We start from the raw sequence: 18,756 nt of genomic DNA on the forward strand, positions 1-18,756 counted from the left end.
CGATGCCGATCAGGCCTGGGCAGGCAACCGCAGACGATGGGACAGCCACCGCATGAACTGGCCAACCTGCCGGTCACACTCTGCCTGCCAGGCAACGCGCGTGCGAAATGCCTGCTCTCGCAGCCGGCCCAGGCCTTCCGCTGCGCGCGGCGCCAGCTCCATGACCAGGAATTCCGCCATTTCGGCAGGCGACTCGAACACCGGCAATTGCCACACTTGGCTCAAGCCATGGATGCCGGCCTGCGTGGCGAGCACCGGGCAGCCATAGGCCAGCGGCTCCACCGTCTTGATCTTCAGCCCGGTGCCGCCCACCATGGGGTTGAGTGCCAGGTCGACCGATGCGTAGAAGCCAGGCAGGTCGTTGACAAAGCCGTGCGGCACCAAGCCCGGTATGTTGCCGAGCTTCATGGCGTGCCAGGCCAGGCTGCCTGCCACGATGATCTGAAACGGCACTTGCCCGCTGCGCGCGAACGGCGCCAGCGCCTGTACCAGAGCCTGCAGGCTGCGCGCGTTCCACATGTTGCTGCTGCCAAGGTAACCCAGCGTCAGCAAATGGCCGACCTCCCCCTCGCGTGGGCCGCCGGGCCGAGCCACGAATTCCCGCATGGCCGTTTCCGTCCAAGGCAGGTACAGGATGTGCCGGTGCCCTCGAGTCGCCATCTCGCGCGCTTCTTCCCGCTGAATTGCGAGAACCACATCGGCCATGGCAAAAGCGCGGTCCTCCTCCTCTTGCGTGGTGCTGAACCAGGCGGGCGGCAAGCCCGCTTCCTGGTGCTTGGTGGCCCGATCCGCGAAGACATCGTGACTGTCCAGAACCTTGGCAACCTCAGGGCCGAAGCACTGGAGCAAGGGCGCATACCAGATGTAGTTGACATGCACGGCCCGGTAGCCACGCAGTCCATGCATTTCCAGGGCCGCGGCCGCCAGCAGCGGGTCATACCAGTCTGCGAGATGGCAGATGTGATCCGCCCCGACACGCTTGCTGGCGTGCGACGGGACCACCCTTACCAACGCGAAGGCAGCATGCATGGCCTGGGACAACCCGAGGTCATGGCCTTCATCCGCGTGATACAGCAGGTCAACTTCACAGCCAGCGCTGCGGTAGATGCTCAACAGTTGCAGGACCCGCCGGGAATTGCCTTGGTCTGCGGGCGCCAGTCGATTGAAGCAGACCAGCAGGACGCGAGGTCGCGTCGCTGCCGTGATGCTCGTTTGTGCAACAGGCTGCGGCAAACCGTCAGGCCGCGGTCTTGGCGTTCCCGCCATCAAGGTCGGAGAGGTAGCCATGCCGCCGCATGCCCGCTTGGCAAGCCTGTTGCACGGTCAAGGTCTCTTCGGGCGACAGCACCTCGGCATCTCGATGGTCCGATGGGCTTAGCACAAAGCCTGCAAACCAGGCCGGATCGTGAGGCTCCCCAAGGAATGCCAACAGGCGCTGCGTATGGGTTGACACGTCTGCCATCAGGTCTTCGTAGCGCATCTCCAGTACACGCTCTGGAAATGCATGTTTCAGGCCTCGCATGATGTGCTCGGCCTCGGTCCAGTAGTTGATGGCGCCCTGCAGGCTCTCAACCTTCATGACCTTGCCCAGCCGAAGGCTGGCCACGACATTGAGTGGATTGCGCACGATGTTGACGAATCGCGCCTGCGGCATTGAGCAGGCCATCAGCATCGCGCCGTAGACATTCTGCGGCGTTTTGTCGAACCATCGCGTGGCCTGAGGCTTGTTGCGCCCGATGTATCGCTGCATGTAACGCTCGTAAAGATCGGGGCGGGAGGTGCTGCGGTCCAACATGCGCAGGAACTCTTCTTCCCAGATGCCGTCAATGCGCCGATGTTGACGCAGCACCGGATTCGTCGACAGCATGCGCCGCAAGCCCTCCGTTCCCATAGGCTCGCCCCAGCGATAGAAATGCGTCTCCTCAGGACAAGCCAAGTTCGGATGGCAACGCAACAGGTTGCGAAGCATCGTGGTCCCGGACCGCACACAGCCCACGAGGAAAAACGGTTCAGCTGCCATGGTCTCGGGTTCTTCCTATCCTGGTGCCAATTGACACCAATTCCCTCTTAGCCCGCATGCGGCAGTAAGCCCGCAAAGGAACTGCTGTCCACGTAGCGCACCGAGTGCGACTCGGAGAACAGCGCCCCAGAGGCTTCGGCCACGAGGGACATGTACTGGCGGTATTCCTCTGCGCCATTGAAGTGCTGCTTGCGGGCGACTTCTTCCTGCACCTTGCGCGCAAAACCAGCGTGATACTTGAAATGCGCGAACCAGGCCGGCTCCGGCGCCACTTTCAGGCCTGCTGCATAGTGCAAGCCCTGCGACAGGCGGACCCAAGGCATGTAGCGCAAGGCAATCAGCTTTTGCGAGGTGTACTGGTTGGGTGCCGATCCGGCAATCAGCCGATGTCGCAGCGAGCTGACCGAGGTTGGGCCATTGGAATACCACCCACTCCCCAGCCGCCAAGCCAGCAGCGGCTGCCGGTCAAAGTAGGGTGCAGCTTCGAACGGCGACATGCGCTCGAAATCGGCGCTGTCCAGATGCCCCCCGGGATACATGTCGACCATGCCGCCGCGCACACCATCAAAACCCAGGTCGGACTGGGCCTGCAGCCAATCCACCAGAGGCCTTTGCTCACAACCTTCGTACACCAGGAACTCGTCGAGGTCCGCGAGCACGGCCCAGCGCCCCAGGCCATGGGCGGCCAAAGCGGCCTGCTGCCATGCAACGCCGTAGCGGGAGTGTCGATACTCCGAGTCCACCGAATAGAGCACCACGTCTGGCTGCGACAGCAGGAACTCACGGGTGCCGTCATCGGACAGGTTGTCAATCAACACGAAATGCCGGACACCCAGGCTTCTGTAGTGGGCCAGGAAGTGCCGAACCAGCAGCCGCTCATTGCGGGCAACGGCAATGACCACCACCCCGTGATGTTCGTGCAGTGCCTGAATGCCCGCCACGGAAGACAGCAGTTCCAACTGGCAGGGCGCTCCCCCGTTCTTCTCGGACAGATCGGGTGCCTGGCAAGTGGGCCAGATCCGCGACGGCTTCAGGGTCGGCAGCGCAGCCCCTCGATGGACGGTCTCAATGGCATCCGCGTCATCGAGATGGGTCAGCAGGGTGGGGCTCAGCGGCCCTGGGTAGAACAGGTTCTGCCAGCTGTTGACTGGAACCGCGCCGGGGCCGTGCTTGCGCCGCAAGAGGGTCTCATACCCCGCATCCGACAACGGCACGCCGGCCGCCCGCAACAAATCGCCAACGAGTTTGTCCTCCATGAATGCACTGCGCGTCAGCCGGGCACCGGACGTGGTGCGCAACAGCAGGCACAGCCGTCCCATGGCCAGTCGCGAAAGCAAATAGCCTGTGCCGCCATCAGCATACAGCGAGGGCTCGGGTGACTTGTCGATCGCCTGTGCAGCTCGCGGATCGCGTGACTTCGCCTGATGCCAACGCCTGTCGGTTGCGCCTTCGCCCCGGTGCAGTGGCCGTCCGAGGAAGTTCGCCCCCAAATGTGGGCAAAGATCGAAAAACGCGTCCACCGCCAGATGGCAGTCATCGTCGATCTTGTAGAGGTGATCGAAGTCGGTGTGCCGCCAGACCCACTCGATGAGCGCAAGGCTCTTGGCCGGCAGGTCCTCGTAGTGGTCGCCCACGCTCAGCCCGAGCACCCGATCCGCTTCGACAAGGTTGTGCCCGTCGCCCACGGCCACCAACCAAGAAATGCCGCGCGCGGTCAGATCCTGGCCCCAGGTCTCCCGGATGCGCTGGACCCTCGTCGCAAGATTGGCGCGGCAGGAGTAGACGACCACCAGGGTACGCGACAGCAGACCAGGCGCCGCCAGCTGAAGGTCCAATGATGACGGGACCGCCAAGGCCAAGTCGTCGGTGGCGGGCAGCCTCGACCGACATTCCTGAACAACGCCCTCCACACCGGTCGAGACGCCTGAAGCGGCATGCAACAGCAACAGCGCCTGTGCCAGCGCAGCGGGCAGCACGCCTGCAGGTGTGACGGGCAGTTGCGCGTGCGCAGCCACCCACATTGCGCGAAGCTCTCCCAACTCAGCTGCTGTTTGCCTGTCATCCCATCTTGACAGTCCCAACCGCCAGCGAAGCGCGGCCATCAAGATGCCCACGAAATCATGCTGCACACCATTGAGCCGCCGGCACGCGGTCAAAGCAGGCAGCGCCGGCAAAGCATCCGCCTCGCATTGGCGCAGTTGCAGCAGCAGCGCACGCAACTCATTTCGCCCGTTCAGCGGTGTCACACCGCTCACCGCCCGCACGCGATCAGGCAGATCGTCGCGCCCGGCAAGCAGCCCCTCCGGAAGCAGCGGATGCGCTGCCAGCCGCAAAGGTTCGGACTGCCCCATGCTTGCAAGGGCCGCCCATAGCGGCTGCATGGCACCAGGGGAGGTTGGGGCCAGTTGACTCATTGCTGCCTGGAGGATGTCGCGCGCGAACTGCGGCGCATCCACATTGCCGTTTGCCGAGAACGGCTGCAATTGCAGCAACAAGCCTCGCGCCTGCTCGATCACAAGACGGGTGCCCAACCCCTGCCGCAACACCTCAAAATCACGCTTGGCCACCACCAGCACGCTGGGCAACGGCAGGTTGATCGGCCAACGCACATCCAGCCGGTCCCAGAAATCAGGCACAAGCGCAAACAAGCGCAGGCAGGACTGAAGTACCTTGCTGGCCATCGGCACCGGCAGCATGGTGTTCATCAACAGCAACGAGACTTGTGCATCCACGATGTGCGCATCGTGCAGGCGCCCCCAGTAGCCGGCCCGGCCCAGCGCCTCGAACAAGTCAAGCAGCCGGTCGACCAATGCGTGGAACTCTGTGCTCACGATGGAGGCACCGGATGCATGGCGCAGAAGATCGCCAGCGGCCTGACCCACACACTCGGTGTTCAGCCAACCCGACATGCGTTTGATGATGCGGTCAACCAAGCGTGCAGCGGCCTTGTAATCTGCCGTCGCCACCAACTCGGGCAGCGACTGGGACAGCAGCCAGGTGTCATGACTTCGCCTCTGATTCCTCAGCTTTGCGCTGGGCAGCAAGGGCCGCAGGCTGGCGTATTCACGGATGCCCGCAAACACCGGAATCAGCCCCAGCAGGAATCGATCCTGAACCTCGCCCGGCACGCCATGCCGGGCCAGCACGACACCCAAGCTACTGGCGGGCGTCGCATCAGGCAGGCCCATCTCGGCATTGAAGTCTCGCTGCAGCGCCCACAGCGCCGCGTCACCGGTGGAGGGCAAGGCGCTGCCGGTCCGCACTTCAGGCATCGACGCTGCTGGCAGCAGTCCGGTGAGCCTGAACCGTTCCGCCTGCTCGCGGGCGAAACCTTGCACCGCGGATGGCAGGCTGCCCCACACGTTTGCCGGCACCAGGTGCTCCAACGCCAACATGATTTGATATTGGGTTTCGGGCGCAGCGAGCGCCTCCAGGGAGGAGGCAGCCAAACGCTCCCAATGGCCGATCAGGTACGGGAGATCGATGCGCCAAGCCGCAGCCGCGGGCAGACATCTGAAATCAACCGCGACGCGCAACTGACACGCGCCCAGTGTGTCGCGTTGCGCCCAGATCTCCGGCGGCAACTCGAGTTCGAATCCCAGCATCGGGTCTGCGAGGCCCAAGGCCTGCCGAACATCATCGCGATGGTTGCGAATCACGCCGGCAAGCAACAAGCCGCTGGGCGTCCTCACGCCGAGTCGGCGACCCGCGGCCCGATCGAAATGCGCCCACCCCGTGAGCACAAGACCGTTCAGCGCCTCCACCTGCCCCCGCACTGGTTGACGCAGTTGACCGGGCATTGTCCGGCTTTGCGGTACCAGCTCACCGGCGAGGAACCTCTCTCCCGCCTCGCGCGTCAGCCAGGCCGCGCCGTCCGGGGACAGGACGTTGGACGGACCACCTGCTTCCGCCACATGATGAATCAACCACAGCAGCGCCTCTTCGCGAGCATCGCCCGAGGGTTGCTCTCGCAAAAACGCCGCCCATTGATCGAACGTGCCGCCACGGGCCAAGGGCAATTCGAGATCGCCCTGGCGCAGACTCAACTCACCCTTGGCTGCCCGTCCAACCAGATGGCCCGGCAGGTAGCAAGCAAAGCCGTAGCCGTCTTCCCCCAAGCCGCCGATCGCTGCACGCACGTCGGCGCGCGAATGCCGCCAGACGACAACCTCTGGCAGCAGGCTGCCCTGATGCAGAAACTCAAGGTTGCCCGGAGCCAATGCGGCATCCGCCGACCAGCCCACCAGCAGGCCAGGCCATTGCTGTTCGAGCACGATTCGAGCAGATGGCGCAGCAGAACCTTTGCCTTGGGTTGATCGAGCGCGCGAGAAGATCATGAAAGTGCCCTTGCCGGGTGAGGCTCGCCATCACAGCCAGGCGCTTGGCGTGCAGCGTGATCAGAACCCAATCGCCACCTTGGCCGCGATCGCGATCTGGTAAAGGATCTGCGTGATGCCACGCGCCACCTCGATGCTCTTGGATTCGATCTTCGGCAGGATCATGATCTCGTCGCCCGGCTTGGGCGTGGTGCCGGGGGGCGCCACGCTGCCATTGCGGTGCAACAGGATCTGCTTGGAGGTGTCGGCCGATTGGGTGTAGCCGCCAGCCAGGGCAATGTAGTCGTCCACCGCCGCATTGGGCTGGTACACCAGCGCGTTCGGGAACAGCACTTCGCCGCTGAGCAGCACCATGTTGCTGCGCTCAGGCACGACCACCAGATCACCATCTTCCAGCGGCAGCTGATCGGCCTGCTCGCGATCACTCAGCACCACCTGACCCAAGGGTTGTATCTGCTGGGCCCGGGTGATGAACTGAAGCATCAGGTTGGCTTCGACCTGACGCAGCGCTGCTTCTTCGCTGGTCGAAGAACGTGCCGTCAGCGCGGCGGTTTCCAGGTTGTGCAGGGAGATGTCGAGCGAACGTTTCTGCCGCACAGCCACGGACTTTCGGAACAGCTGCAGCGAGCTCAGGTCAGCTTGCGGTGAAGGCGACAGCCGTGCGATCACATCCTTGAGCTTTGCCCCATTGGGCATCACCAGGGCACGCTCACCCAGTTGCGCGCCGTCGATTCTCACCAGCAAGGTGGTGGCGTACTTGTCGGCGGTAAAGGTCACCAGATCGCCGCTCTGGATCTGCACATTCGAGGCGCTGCCCAGCGGGTAGTACTCGCTCTTCAGTTCCACCCCGGTGTTGCGCACGATGCTGAGATGGGTGGCATCCGCCTTGGGCTGCGCCAGGGCAAAAATCTCGGATGCCGGAACCGATTGCCGGGGCAACTCGAACACGTAGGCATTCTGGGCCTCGCCCTGCACCATGACCGCGTACTGGCGCGGCTTCACCACGATGGTGTCGCCGTCCTGCAGTTGAATGCGGTCGATCTTGCCGTCAAGCAGGAAGCGGTAGAGATCGAACGTTGCCCGCGGCTTGCCGCCGCGCAGCACCTGCACCGAGAGATAGCTGCCACGGTCCGGATCGATGCCGCCGGCCAGGTCGAGGTAGGTCAGCACAGTGTCCGACGACAGGCCGCCATAGAGGCCCGGAGCTCGCACGAAACCGGTGACGTAGATCTTCACCGGCTGGGCTGCCTCCAGCGTCGCGTAAACGCCGACGTTGGCCTTGAATGTTTTCTTGACCAGTTCATCGACCTGCCGGTTCAGGTCTTCATTGCGCACACCCAGCACGCGAATCGGGCCAGCGTTCGGCAGGAAGATGTTGCCCTGCGCGTCGACCGTCTGCACGCCATCCTGGGTGACAGCGCCCCACATGCGAATGCTGACTCGGTCACCGACGGCGATCTGGTAGTCAGGATTGAAGCCGCTGCTGGACTGCGCAAAGCGGCCGCTGAAGATCTGCGAACCGAACACCACCGGCTTGCCCATCCCGCCATCACTCGGCATGGCTGGCAAAGGCGTACTGGCTGGCGGTGGCGTCACAGAGGGAGCCTGTAGAACCACGCCTTGCGCTGCGGAACCCTGCGGGCTCTGCGCACCCAGCGTCACCCCCGGCGGCAAGGTGATGCCCTGCTGTGCCTGCACGAGGGGCGACACCACCATGACGCACAGGGCAGTCAGCGAAGCGATGACAAAAGACTTGGTCATGACATTCAATCCTGGTGCTCACGCACCGTGGCATAGATCAGGCGGACGATGGCGAACAACATGGTGCAAACGGCCAACACGGTCAGCCAATCCATGATGCGGCGCGGATAGAGGGCCAGGTCCGGCAAGGTTGGCGACTCCAGCACCAGGACTGTCTTGAGCTTGCGCGATGCTTCCAGCCTGGCTTGCTCCACCGACAGCAACGCACTCTTGTAGGCGTCCTCGGCATAGCCGGCTTGCAGCAGCAGCCCCTGGTATTCGATCGCAAGCGCGGGCAACTGGCTGCCATTGACCGCTGCTGTGGCACGCAGTCGCTCCACCTCCAACTGGGCTTGTGTCGCCCCAAGTTGACTGCGCAAGCTGCGCACCTGCAGGCTGTCCGGGCTCATGAAGGCCTCCGCGGCCTTCAGGTCGGCCTCCTGCTTTGCCTGGGTTGCCTGCAAGCTGGCGGTCAGCGTGTTGGCCGCCACGGCCTGGGACAGCGGATCCAGCAACTTGTATTTTGTCTGGAAGGCCAGCACATCGCCCTTGGCGCTGCGCACTCGTTTCAGCGAACTCGCTTCCTCACCCTCGTAAAACGCCATGCGGTCGCGGGCGACTCGGTGGGCATTCTCGTTGATGTAACTTTCACCCTCGTCGATCATGGCCTGCGCCAGCTTCTGCGCAAATTCCCGATCAAACGCCTGCACTTCAACCGTCAGCAGCCCGGAGATCTCATCGTGCGTGATGGACACGCGGCTGTTGAAATAGTCGAGGAACCGCTCGCGCCCCGCATCGTCTGAAATGCGGTAGAACACGTCCAGCTTGGGCTGACTGTAATGCGCCCGCAGATTGAACTTCTTGTCCATCTTCAGCAGCATCGCCATGGAGTGCATGTAGCTCTCCAGCATGTAGGCATCCGACAGCGAAACCGGGGCCCCACCGCCCCCCAGCAGCAGGCTCGCAGCCGAGAGCCCGCCACCGCTGGACCCGCCGGAGGAGGTGTCGCGGATGCTCAGGACAGCATGGCTGGCATACCGATCAACGGCGATGACGCTGTAATAGACCGTGGCCAACACGGCGGGCACCACAAACAGGGCCAGGCCCAGGCGGCGTGGCGTGACGATGTCAAAGAACTTCATGGTGCGGCGGGCGGCAAGGAGTTGTCGGCCCCGGCAGGCAAGGGTGCCGCGGGGGGAAGCGCCGCCGGCGCCACAGGGCCCCGGCCAAGCGCAGATTTTTGGCGCTGTTGCATGTTCTGGTAAATCTCCAGACCTTCCTTCACATCGCTGTAGAGCGTGGCGCGCCCGTCTTCGAGCACCACCACCACGTCGCACATGTTCTGGATGTCGCGGACCACGTGCGATACCAGGATCAGGTTCGAATTCTTGACGCGCTCCTTGAAGACCGCCTCAGCCTTGCGCTTGAAGATGGGGTCGCCGGCCGACATGCCTTCGTCGATCAGGTAGTAGTCGAACTCGAAAGCCATGCTCAGCCCGAAGGTCACGCGGCTGCGCATGCCCGAAGAATAGGTCTTCATCGGCATGTCGAAGAACTTGCCGATGTCGGCGAAATCCTCGACGAACTTGACCTTCTCACGCGTCTCTGCGGGAGATGAACTGTAGAGCCGGCAGACGAACCGGACGTTGTCGCGGGCGCTCAGCGAGCCCTGGAAGCCACCGCCCATGCCGACGGTCCAGGAGAGCGTGTTGTTGGTCCGCACCCGGCCACTGTCCGGCGAAACCACGCCGGCGATGATGCTCATCAGCGTTGACTTGCCGGCGCCATTGCGCCCCATCAGCCCGATGCTGGCTCCGTCGGGAAAGGTGAAATTCAGGTCCCTGAAAACGTAGTGCCGCCCGGTGGGCGTGGGAAAGTACTTGGTGAGGTTGACCAGCTCAATCATGGTGCACCTTCAGTCGCCGGCAGCCAGCCGCTCGCGGCGCAACCAGTACATGCAGACCCCGATGGCCCACAAGGTCAGCGTCCACATCATCGGATAGGCCAGGTTGACGCCCTGCAACGGCAGATAGCCTGGCAGGAAGGCAGCGCGGGCCAACTCGACCAGATGCAGCAGCGGGTTGAACAACAGCCAGTAGCGCGCTTCGCTGGTGAAGCTGTGGACCGAAAAGATCACCCCGGCCGTCAGATAGAGTGGCAGCGAAAGCAAGCCAATCGCCAGGCCGAGGCGAGGCAGTGGCCCGATCAGCGTCGACAGCACCAACCCCATGCCGGAGCCGAACAGGATGAAAGCCGCCCAACTGCCCAAGTAGCCGATCAGGCTGTCAGGCAGGACTGGCGAATAGTTGAGTCGCGCCAGAACCAGCAACGTCAACACGAACACGACGAGGTCAGTTGCAACCTCCAGGATGGTGCGCGCGATCAGCGTGTCGAAAGGCTTGACCTGCCGGTAATTGAAAAGCCCCACATTCGAATTGATGCCATTCATCAACTGCGACCAGAGGCCGGCACACAGTCGGTAGGGAATCAGGGCCACGATCAGGAAGATCGCGTAGTCGTAGGTGCCGCGGCTCAATCGCCCGCGCAAGAAGGTGTTGACCGCCACCAGCGCAAACACCTGCGCCAGCGGCGCCCCCAGCATCCAGACCACCCCCGTCCAGTGACCGCCGAATCGGGTTTTGATCTCGCGCATCAGCAGCGCAAAGATCACGGCGCGTTGAATTTGCCAGGAGGTTCGTTTGATCACGGTGACGAGCAGAGCAAATGCTTAGGAGCTGAAGCAGACCTAGAAGCAAGCGCGCCGCCCGAGAAAACCTCAAGGCAGCGCGTCTCGCACTTTAACCTAGCCCACCTGTGCCAGCCAAGCCGCGAAAGTGCAGCTTTGCGAGGCGAATGCCACGGCTTGCCGCACGCGACAGGCCGGCGACAGGCACGTGACAGCAAGTGACTCAGCCTTCGCGGCGCATGGCCGTGCGCACAGCGCTTTGCTGCCCGAGCGCCGCACCCACCGGGTCCGGTGCACGCATCGCCCGCAGCAACACCTCGGCCAGTTCTTCCGGTTCGTCGGCCAGACGCAATGGCAGCACCAAGTGCTGGGCATCGTGCAGCCGGGCGCGATCTGCCTGCGCCCCGAGGTCGAACACCGCGATGCGCCGGCCGCTGCGCAAGGCACCGGACAGCACATAACAGTAGGTCTCAGGCCAGACCGAGGGCACCAGGATCAGGTGCGGATCGAAGCTGCTGATCTTCTCCGAGAGTTCGTTGTCGAAGTACCGACCGAGCAGCTTGACACCTGCGCCGGCCAGGCGGCCGTCGTCCGACGAATAGCCCAGCAGCGAGAACTCCAGCGGCAAGCCGCGCCGACTCGCAGCTTCGGCCAAGCCCAACAGCACGTCGTAACCCTTGATGCGGTTGATCGCGCCGATCACCATCAGCCGCACCGGCTCACCCGCCGGCACCAGCACCGAGGCCGACACCCTGGGCGGCGGATCCGCCTCGTGCGGGGCGACCCGCACCGCGCTGCTGGACGCCAGCATCGTCAGCCGGCGTGCCACATCCTCGGACGGCACGACGACCAGCTTAGCCGCCTCCAGCAGCCGGCGCGCCTGGCTGCGCCAGACCTGGATCGTGCCGGTCTGCTGGATCAGCTGGTCCTGCGTCAGGCAGCGGTTGCAGTCGTCGTCACCGGGCAGGCCGCAGAACCGGCCCTCCAGGTTGACCAGGTTCACCCGCGGGCACAGCGTGTAGTAGTCATGCACGGCCAGCCGGATCTCGATGCCCAGGCGCTGCGCCGCCTCGATCAGCCGCGCACCGGTTTCGGACGGGAAGTCGATCAGGTGGTGGATGTGCAGCTCATGGATCTGCAGCCGCTGCAAGGCCTCGACCAGCATGTCCATTGGCCGCAGCGGCAGGTTGGCCAGGTTTTGCAAACCGAACAGGCCCGGGTGCAGCAGCGAAACGCAACCAGCCTGCGGCGAAGGCCGCAGCTCGAACACACCGCAGCCCTCGTTCAGCAGTTCACGGCTTTGCTCCAGCAGGTGGCGCTCGGTGCCGCCGCCGCGGTTGTGGCAGACCAGCAGCACATTGCGCTGCGTGCATTGTCGCGCGAGGCGTGCCAGGTCCAGCCGGGCCCGGTGCATCCACGACGGGTCATCGGCGATGTAGCGCACCACGTCCGGCTCGTACTTGGGGTGCAACCTGGCCAGCGTCTTCATCGCCGCCTGGGTGCGCTCCAGCGCCTCGCCCTTGAAGCTGACCGAGCCCACGTGGCGCACGTAGATGTCGCAGGCGATGCCGTTGGACCAGCCGCGGCGGATCGCCCGCTGGCACCAGTCGTTTTCTTCGCCGTAACCGCGGCCGAAGTTGCGTTCGTCCAGGCCGCCGATGTCGGCGATCGCCTCGCGCCGCATGTACATGCAAAAGCCGACGCCGGTGGGGGCCTTCACATGCTGCAACCGGTTGGTCTCGGCGGCCAGCTGGTCGATCTCCTGCGGCGTGAGCTCCAGCGGAATGCGGTTGTCGCCCAGGGTTTCGGGGTAACTGCAAATGGTCGCGTTGTTCGACAGGGGCGTGACGCTCGCCAGCCGCGGGTGCTCGGCAGCATGCGCCAGCAATCGGTCCAGCCAGTCGTTGTAGACCACGGTGTCGCTGTTCAGGATCACGACGTCGCGGTCGCGGCACAGCCGCAGGCCGTGGTTGACCGTCTTCACGAAGCCCTGGTTGCTGCGATGCTGCTCCAGCACGAACAGGTCACGTGCAGCCAGGCTGCGCAGCATCGCATTGAGCTCCGGCACCGGACCGGCGTCGTTGATCAGCACCAGCCGATGCGGCGTGCGCACCGGCGCGGTCAGCACGCTGTGCAGGCAGCGCAAGGTCTCCTGCAGGCCACCGTAGACCGGCACGAAGACGTCCACCACCGGCGCGCTGGCCCACCGGCGCGGCTGCACATTGGCCCACTGTGCAGGGTCCAGCATGTCGGGCTCGCGCGAATGCGGCAGGCGCTCGACCGCACGCAAGGTGGCCTGGTTGGCGCCTTCCTGCATGTAGAGCGACATCCACTCCGAACCGAACAAGGCCAGTACGCTGCCCTTGACCATGCGCAACTCGGGGCGCGAATTCAGCAGCCGCCGCATGTCCAGGCCCGGCAACGGATTACGCCCCTCTCGCCAGCCCCAGCGCTGGAAATGGTTCAGCGCATCGATCGGCCGCGCGCCAACATCAGGATTGCTGCGCAGGTAGTAGTCGATGTCAAACCAGGGCGTGGGCGACAGCCCCTTGTAGCTGGCCACCAGCCCGTAGTGCAGCAGCCGGTTGATGCCATGCCGCGGCCCGCAGTGGGCGTCGTAGTGGCGGATGTCGAACAGCGGACTGGGCGACAGGCCTGCCGCGTCACCATGCAGCACGTAGTGGCGCAGCGGCGTCATGCCGTTCAGGCTGGCGAGCTCGATCTGCGCGAGATAGTGGTCCCGGTCGAACAGGCCCAGCAGGCGGGTCAGTTCGACCTCGAAATTCAACAGCGCGCGTTGCCGCTTGCCCAGCAGACGGGCAGCCGCACGCAGCAGGCGAATGCTGTGCAGCATCACCTTGGCATCCAGCGCCCGTTGCGGCACTTCGATCAAGGCCGACCTCTGTGATTTCCCGACATCTTCGTTGACATGAATTCAGCACGAACGCGAGCGCTACGCAGCTGTGTCGGCGGCAAGCGTCGCGCTCGTGTGGACAGCCCGCCGGGCCGGGCAAAGCCTCTGTCGAATGTATCCCACTTGGCCGGGCAGGCCGTCCCCCGTCCGGGGTGGACACGCGGCAAACACCTCATGCAGCAGGCCGCTGCGCCAACGGCGCCAGATCGTGCAGGCCCTCGGCCCGCCAGCGCTGCAGCAGCGCACGTTCAGCGTCCCAACGATGGCGGCGGCCCGCGCCATGCCCGGCCAGCAGGTGATGCCGCCCCTGCGGCGTGGCGCCCCAGCCGATGCCTGCGCTGGACAGCCCCTGCCATCCCGCGCCCAGCTCTCGCAGCCAGGCCAGCACCAGCACACCAGCGCTGGGCGGCGCCTGCAGCTCGCGCACCAGTGCGCGCCAGACAGCCAGCGGCACGGTCAGCACCGGCACGGCATGTTGTTCCAGGGACTGCGCCTGCGGCCAGCGCGCCAACGCTGCACAAGGGTCCGGCCCCGAAAACATGGCCCAGGACAGGCCGGGCGGTGGCGCTTGCCGCAGGTCCGGCGCCAACACCCAGACCTGCCAGGCATTGCCGACGTCCAGTCGTGACACAGCTGTTCCGTCCGCGGCAGCTGGCTGCCAGCGATTGAAGCGCAACACGGCAGCATGCGCATCGATGTGCGCACCCAGCGCGCTGCCGCGCAGGCCGGCAGCATTGCCGACCAGGCACAGGCCACCGGTCGCGCGCCGGCTGGCCAGCCAGTCGGCAAAAGCCTGGCGCCGGTCAAGCATGGCCTGGTGTGCCGCGCCCCCGTCGGCCGCCAGCAGGTCTCGGGCGCGCCGGGCAGCGGCCGGCGGCAAGGATGGCAATGCGGCCGTCAAGGGCGCACGCCAGCGCGCAGGCAAAGGCAGCCCAAAGTCGCGCCGACACAGGGCCAGCTGCAGCAAGCTGGCCGGGCGCGGCCAACTGCGGAACACCCACCAGCGCCAGCCCAGCAAGCGCCGCCGATATCGACCGCGGCGCCGCTGCCAGGCGCACCAGCCGCTGACCGGCAAGCCCAGGCAGGCACGCCAGAATCCGGCCCCGCGGCCCGCTGCGGTGAACGGCCCACCGGCCCGTTGGAAGGCGTTGCTCACGCCCGCAGCGCCGCGGAAGCGGGCTGACGCGGCGCCTGCATCACACCCTGAAGCCAATCGGCAGCGACGCTGTGCACATTCGCATGCGCCATCACCCGCGCCCGCAGGCCGGTGGCTTGTTGCGCATGGAAGCCGTCGTCGTCCAGCAGCCGTGTCAACCAGTGGCGCCACTCGGCTGCCGTGCTGGCGGCGAAGGCACCGGCATGGGCCAGGCGCCGGGCGTCCGGCAGCGGCGAGCACACCGTGGGCACGTTCCAGAAACCGGCCTCGATGACCTTCAGCGCCGACTTGCAGCGCGTGAATCGCGTGTCTTCCAGCGGCGCCAGGTTGACCCGCGCGCCGCGCACGGCCTGGTGGTAACGGTCAAAAGGCAGCTTCTCATGCCGCGTCACCTGGTGCGGCGGCAGCGCGAGTTCACCATCCAGCGGGCCGACGATTTCCAACCGCAGGCCGGGTCGCTCGCGCAGCACGGCGGCCAGCGGTGCTGCGATCTGCGCGAAGTCGCGGTCATGGCTGCGCGTGCCGGGCAAGTAGCGAATCAGGGCCTCGGGGCCGCCTTCGTCTTCGTGCAGTTGCCGGCCCAAAGCGCTCCAGCTGTGGTGCACCGCATTCGGCACGACCTGCACATGGGCACGCTGCGCCAGGCCCGGCAGCGCCAGCAATTCGTCGCGCAGCGGCTCGGTTGACGCCGTGATGTAGGCAAAACGCTGCAAGGCCTGGCGATGGCGCTTGAAGCGCCGCTCGATCGCCGCACGCTCGGCGCGGCCGCTCAGCACGGCCGGACTCAGGTGCGCCATTGCCGGATCGAAGATCAGGTCGTCCACGTCGGCCACCAGCCGCACCTCGCGCTGGCGCAGCCAGCTCATCAACAGCCAGAGGCGGGGCGTCAGCTGCGGGCGGTGGAACACGACCAGGTCGGGGCTGGAGGCCCAGTCAAAGCGCGTGAAATGCTCGCACAGCACTTTGTGGCCTTGCTTGGCCAGCGCTGCCGCCAGGTTCTCGCAGCGATAAACAAAAGACGCGTCCTCGCGGAACCGCGCCGGGTTCTTGTTGCAGGCCAGAAAGGCGATGGCCAGCGGACGTGACACGGGCGGCGGACTCCGGAACGAACAGACAACAGGCAACGATCTAAACCGCCACCCACGCAACGCGTGCCCGCGGGCTCGTGCTTCATCGAAAAGTCAAGTTTAAGGGAGGGTGCCAGCGAAGCGGCTGCAGGCACACCCCCTAATGTGTGTGCTGCTGCGCACAAACCTGCTTCACACAACCCGGCATGTTGCCGCACCACGGCAGAGCAGCTGCGCCACCGCAGCGCTCAAGCCCCCGGCAGCGCGCGCCGGTACTGGACGGCTTCGGCGACCTGCGCTACCGAGACCGTGGGCGATCCCGCCAGGTCGGCAATGGTGCGCGCCAGCTTCAGCACCCGGTGCAGCCCGCGCCCGGACCAGCCCAGCCGCTCGGCCGCAGCGCGCACAAACGCCGCTGCGGCCGGCTCCAAGTCGACCAAGCGGTCCAGCGCACCAGCATCCAGCGCGGCATTCAGGCCAGCCTGGCGGCTGTGTTGGCGCTGCCGCGCCTGCAGCACGCGCTCGGCCACGAGGGCGGAAGATTCCCCCATCGCACCGTCCAGCAACTCTGCAGGCCGCACCGCCGGCACTTCGACCTGCATGTCGATGCGGTCCAGCAGCGGGCCGGACAAGCGCGCCTGATACCGCAGGATGGCCTCTGGCGAGCAACGACAGGCGCGCCCCGTGGCCGCGAACGCGCCTTGCCAGCCGCAAGGACAAGGGTTCATCGCGGCAACGAGCTGAAAGCGCGCCGGGAACCGGGCTTGGCGGGCGGCGCGGGAAATCGTGATGTGCCCGGTCTCCAGCGGCTCGCGCAAGGCCTCCAAGGCCGTGCGGGCGAACTCGGGCAATTCGTCCAAGAACAGGACGCCGCCATGGGCCAGCGAAATCTCACCCGGCCTGGGTGGCGAGCCGCCCCCGACCAACGCCACGGCACTCGCACTGTGGTGGGGCGCACGCACCGGTCGCGTGCGCCAGCCGGCTTCCAGCCCATGAGACCCCAGGCCACACAAGGCGGCGCTCTCCAGCGCCTCTTCATCGTCCAAGGGCGGCAGCAAGCCAGGCAGCCGCTGGGCCAGCATGGACTTGCCGGATCCGGGCGGACCGATCAACAACAGGCTGTGTCCGCCGGCCGCGGCCACCTCCAGCGCTCGGCGAGCAGCGGACTGGCCACGCACCTCGGCCAGGTCGGGCCCGGGCCGCGAGGGCGGATCCAGCTCGCCCAGCGCCCGCGGCAGGGCCTGCCCGTCCGGCAGCAGCGACTCGACCACCTCGGCCAGCGTCGCCGCCTCGCGAATGTCCAGCCCTGGCACCCGAGCTGCCTGCCGCGCGCTTTCGGTCGGCAGCACCAGGCAGCAGCCAGGCGAGGCCTGCCGCACCGCCAGCGCCAGCGCAATGGCGCCGCGCACCGGGCGCAAACCACCGGCGAGCGACAGTTCCCCGGCAAATTCGAAACGCGCCAGGCGGGCCGGATCGACCACGCCCTGGGCAGCCAGGATGCCCAGCGCGATCGGCAAATCGAAGCGGCCAGACTCCTTGGGCAGGTCCGCAGGCGCCAGACTGACGGTGATGCGCTTGTTGTGCGGAAACTGGAACCCGCTCTCCATCAGCGCGGCGCGCACCCGCTCCCGCGCCTCCTTCACCTCGGTATCGGCCAGGCCGACCAGCGTGAAGCTGGGCAGGCCGTTGGCCAAATGCACTTCCACCTGTACCGGTGGCGCCTGCACGCCATCAAGCGCGCGGCTGCTGATCACGGCCAGCGTCATGCGGCCCTCCCTGGTTGTTCGTTGTGCCCATGCTGGGATGACGGCCATTGTCCAAACGCGGCAACCGCGCGGGCAATCCCGCTCTGGAGGGAGAAAACGCAAGAGCGCACAACTTCGGTGCCGATCTTGTACCCACACAGCACCAACTTGGGCCTCCCATGTCCGGCGGAGCCGGCTTGAAAGCTCGCCAAGCCTGTTTTCCTGCTTGCGCGGCTGCGGGCATGAAAGCTGCAGCTACCCAGCCGCTGAGCTCGACCCAACCCCACACAAGCCGCGGACTCACAGTACCCCGGAGCAGTTGCATGAAGAAGTCCCAGACGGCGCTTGCCGCGCCGAGTCTTTTGACCTTGCACGTGAATGCAGATGCCGGCCTGAGCGCTGGCGTCCTCCGCGTGTGGCGTGCAAATGACAAGAGCTTCGATATCCAGGATGCCCAGAACCCGGGCCATCTCGATCTGAGCGCGAATTACAAGTTCGCCGAAGGCTGGACCGCCGACCCTCGTGTTGGCTTCACCCGCTCGCCCAAGCGGGGCCATGGAAGGCACCGGTCTTGCAATGCCACCGAAGACAAGCTCGGCGCGACCCCGAACCGGCTGTGCGACGCCGGCCCAACGCTATTCGCTTGCGCTCCTGCCATGAAGCAAGGGCTCTGATCGATTGAATCCCCCGGCTGGTGGCGCCTTCGCTGCCAGCCCCAACCTCTGGAGCAGACAATGAAAATGGTGACTGCCATCGTCAAGCCCTTCAAGCTTGATGAAGTGCGTGAAGCCCTCAGCGCCATCGGCGTGCAAGGCATCACGGTGACTGAAGTGAAAGGCTTCGGCCGTCAGAAGGGCCACACCGAGCTGTATCGCGGCGCGGAGTACGTGGTGGACTTTCTGCCCAAGGTGAAGATCGAAGCAGCGGTGGACGACGCGCTGGTCGACCGCGTGATCGAGGCCATCGAATCCTCCGCCCGCACCGGCAAGATTGGCGATGGCAAGATCTTTGTCTCCTCCCTTGAGCAAGTCGTCCGCATCCGCACCGGCGAGACCGGCAAAGACGCCCTCTGATACTGAGCGCCCCCAGAC

Annotated in this window: 13 protein-coding genes; 2 read left to right on the forward strand and 11 right to left on the reverse strand. The window is 65.4% G+C overall.

From position 1 onward, the window contains the following. Positions 1-9 precede the first annotated feature (9 nt). From AC3WR5_RS19580 to AC3WR5_RS19630, 11 genes are all read right to left on the reverse strand, one after another. Positions 10-1,113, reverse strand: a complete 1,104-nt coding sequence (locus AC3WR5_RS19580) for a glycosyltransferase (RefSeq protein WP_492486475.1) — start codon at positions 1,111-1,113, stop codon at positions 10-12. A gap of 124 nt (positions 1,114-1,237) precedes the next feature. Continuing rightward, complete coding sequence (locus AC3WR5_RS19585; RefSeq protein ID WP_492486476.1) at positions 1,238-2,020, reverse strand: sulfotransferase family protein; 783 nt, start codon at positions 2,018-2,020, stop codon at positions 1,238-1,240. A 47-nt stretch (positions 2,021-2,067) separates the two neighbouring features. Continuing rightward, a complete protein-coding gene (locus AC3WR5_RS19590; RefSeq protein WP_492486478.1) occupies positions 2,068-6,357 on the reverse strand; it encodes a hypothetical protein in 4,290 nt (1,429 codons plus the stop codon). Between the two features lie 60 nt (positions 6,358-6,417). After that, positions 6,418-8,118 (reverse strand): polysaccharide biosynthesis/export family protein, encoded by a 1,701-nt coding sequence (locus tag AC3WR5_RS19595; protein WP_492486479.1) that lies wholly within the window; start codon positions 8,116-8,118, stop codon positions 6,418-6,420. A gap of 5 nt (positions 8,119-8,123) precedes the next feature. Further along, positions 8,124-9,239: a KpsE/RkpR family capsule polysaccharide export protein gene (locus AC3WR5_RS19600; protein WP_492486480.1), complete on the reverse strand. Its 1,116-nt coding sequence runs from the start codon at positions 9,237-9,239 to the stop codon at positions 8,124-8,126. After that, entirely contained in the window at positions 9,236-10,003 is a 768-nt protein-coding gene (locus tag AC3WR5_RS19605; RefSeq protein ID WP_492486482.1) for an ABC transporter ATP-binding protein, read from the reverse strand. The genes AC3WR5_RS19600 and AC3WR5_RS19605 overlap by 4 nt, the downstream gene beginning before the upstream one ends. A 9-nt stretch (positions 10,004-10,012) precedes the next feature. Then, the gene (locus AC3WR5_RS19610; RefSeq protein ID WP_492486483.1) at positions 10,013-10,804 is read right to left on the reverse strand and encodes an ABC transporter permease; all 792 of its coding nucleotides are present in this window, start codon (positions 10,802-10,804) and stop codon (positions 10,013-10,015) included. 202 nt (positions 10,805-11,006) lie between these two features. Further along, positions 11,007-13,667, reverse strand: coding sequence for a glycosyltransferase (locus AC3WR5_RS19615; RefSeq protein ID WP_492486802.1), 2,661 nt, complete (start codon positions 13,665-13,667; stop codon positions 11,007-11,009). Between the two features lie 202 nt (positions 13,668-13,869). Further along, positions 13,870-14,853, reverse strand: coding sequence for a glycosyltransferase family 29 protein (locus tag AC3WR5_RS19620; protein ID WP_492486485.1), 984 nt, complete (start codon positions 14,851-14,853; stop codon positions 13,870-13,872). Continuing rightward, positions 14,850-15,941, reverse strand: coding sequence for a glycosyltransferase family protein (locus tag AC3WR5_RS19625; RefSeq protein ID WP_492486486.1), 1,092 nt, complete (start codon positions 15,939-15,941; stop codon positions 14,850-14,852). The genes AC3WR5_RS19620 and AC3WR5_RS19625 overlap by 4 nt, the downstream gene beginning before the upstream one ends. Before the next feature lie 227 nt (positions 15,942-16,168). After that, positions 16,169-17,686, reverse strand: coding sequence for a YifB family Mg chelatase-like AAA ATPase (locus AC3WR5_RS19630; RefSeq protein WP_492486488.1), 1,518 nt, complete (start codon positions 17,684-17,686; stop codon positions 16,169-16,171). A 302-nt stretch (positions 17,687-17,988) separates the two neighbouring features. On the opposite strand from AC3WR5_RS19630, the gene AC3WR5_RS19635 reads away from it, so the two are divergent. Both AC3WR5_RS19635 and AC3WR5_RS19640 read left to right on the forward strand, forming a co-directional pair. Next, positions 17,989-18,339: a hypothetical protein gene (locus AC3WR5_RS19635; protein WP_492486489.1), complete on the forward strand. Its 351-nt coding sequence runs from the start codon at positions 17,989-17,991 to the stop codon at positions 18,337-18,339. Positions 18,340-18,399: 60 nt separating this feature from the next. Next, positions 18,400-18,738, forward strand: a complete 339-nt coding sequence (locus AC3WR5_RS19640) for a P-II family nitrogen regulator (protein ID WP_492486491.1) — start codon at positions 18,400-18,402, stop codon at positions 18,736-18,738. The last annotated feature ends 18 nt before the right edge of the window (positions 18,739-18,756 follow it).

It is taken from the genome of Ideonella sp. FW305-24 (genome assembly GCF_058788035.1).

Excerpts from the sequence above, each read along its gene's own strand:
- AC3WR5_RS19590 (WP_492486478.1), bottom strand. The coding sequence starts at position 6,357 with ATGATCTTCTCGCGCGCTCGATCAACCCAAGGCAAAGGTTCTGCTGCG.
- AC3WR5_RS19605 (WP_492486482.1), bottom strand. The coding sequence starts at position 10,003 with ATGATTGAGCTGGTCAACCTCACCAAGTACTTTCCCACGCCCACCGGG.
- AC3WR5_RS19640 (WP_492486491.1), top strand. The coding sequence starts at position 18,400 with ATGAAAATGGTGACTGCCATCGTCAAGCCCTTCAAGCTTGATGAAGTG.
- AC3WR5_RS19585 (WP_492486476.1), bottom strand. The coding sequence starts at position 2,020 with ATGGCAGCTGAACCGTTTTTCCTCGTGGGCTGTGTGCGGTCCGGGACC.
- AC3WR5_RS19600 (WP_492486480.1), bottom strand. The coding sequence starts at position 9,239 with ATGAAGTTCTTTGACATCGTCACGCCACGCCGCCTGGGCCTGGCCCTG.
- AC3WR5_RS19595 (WP_492486479.1), bottom strand. The coding sequence starts at position 8,118 with ATGACCAAGTCTTTTGTCATCGCTTCGCTGACTGCCCTGTGCGTCATG.
- AC3WR5_RS19635 (WP_492486489.1), top strand. The coding sequence starts at position 17,989 with ATGAAGAAGTCCCAGACGGCGCTTGCCGCGCCGAGTCTTTTGACCTTG.
- AC3WR5_RS19630 (WP_492486488.1), bottom strand. The coding sequence starts at position 17,686 with ATGACGCTGGCCGTGATCAGCAGCCGCGCGCTTGATGGCGTGCAGGCG.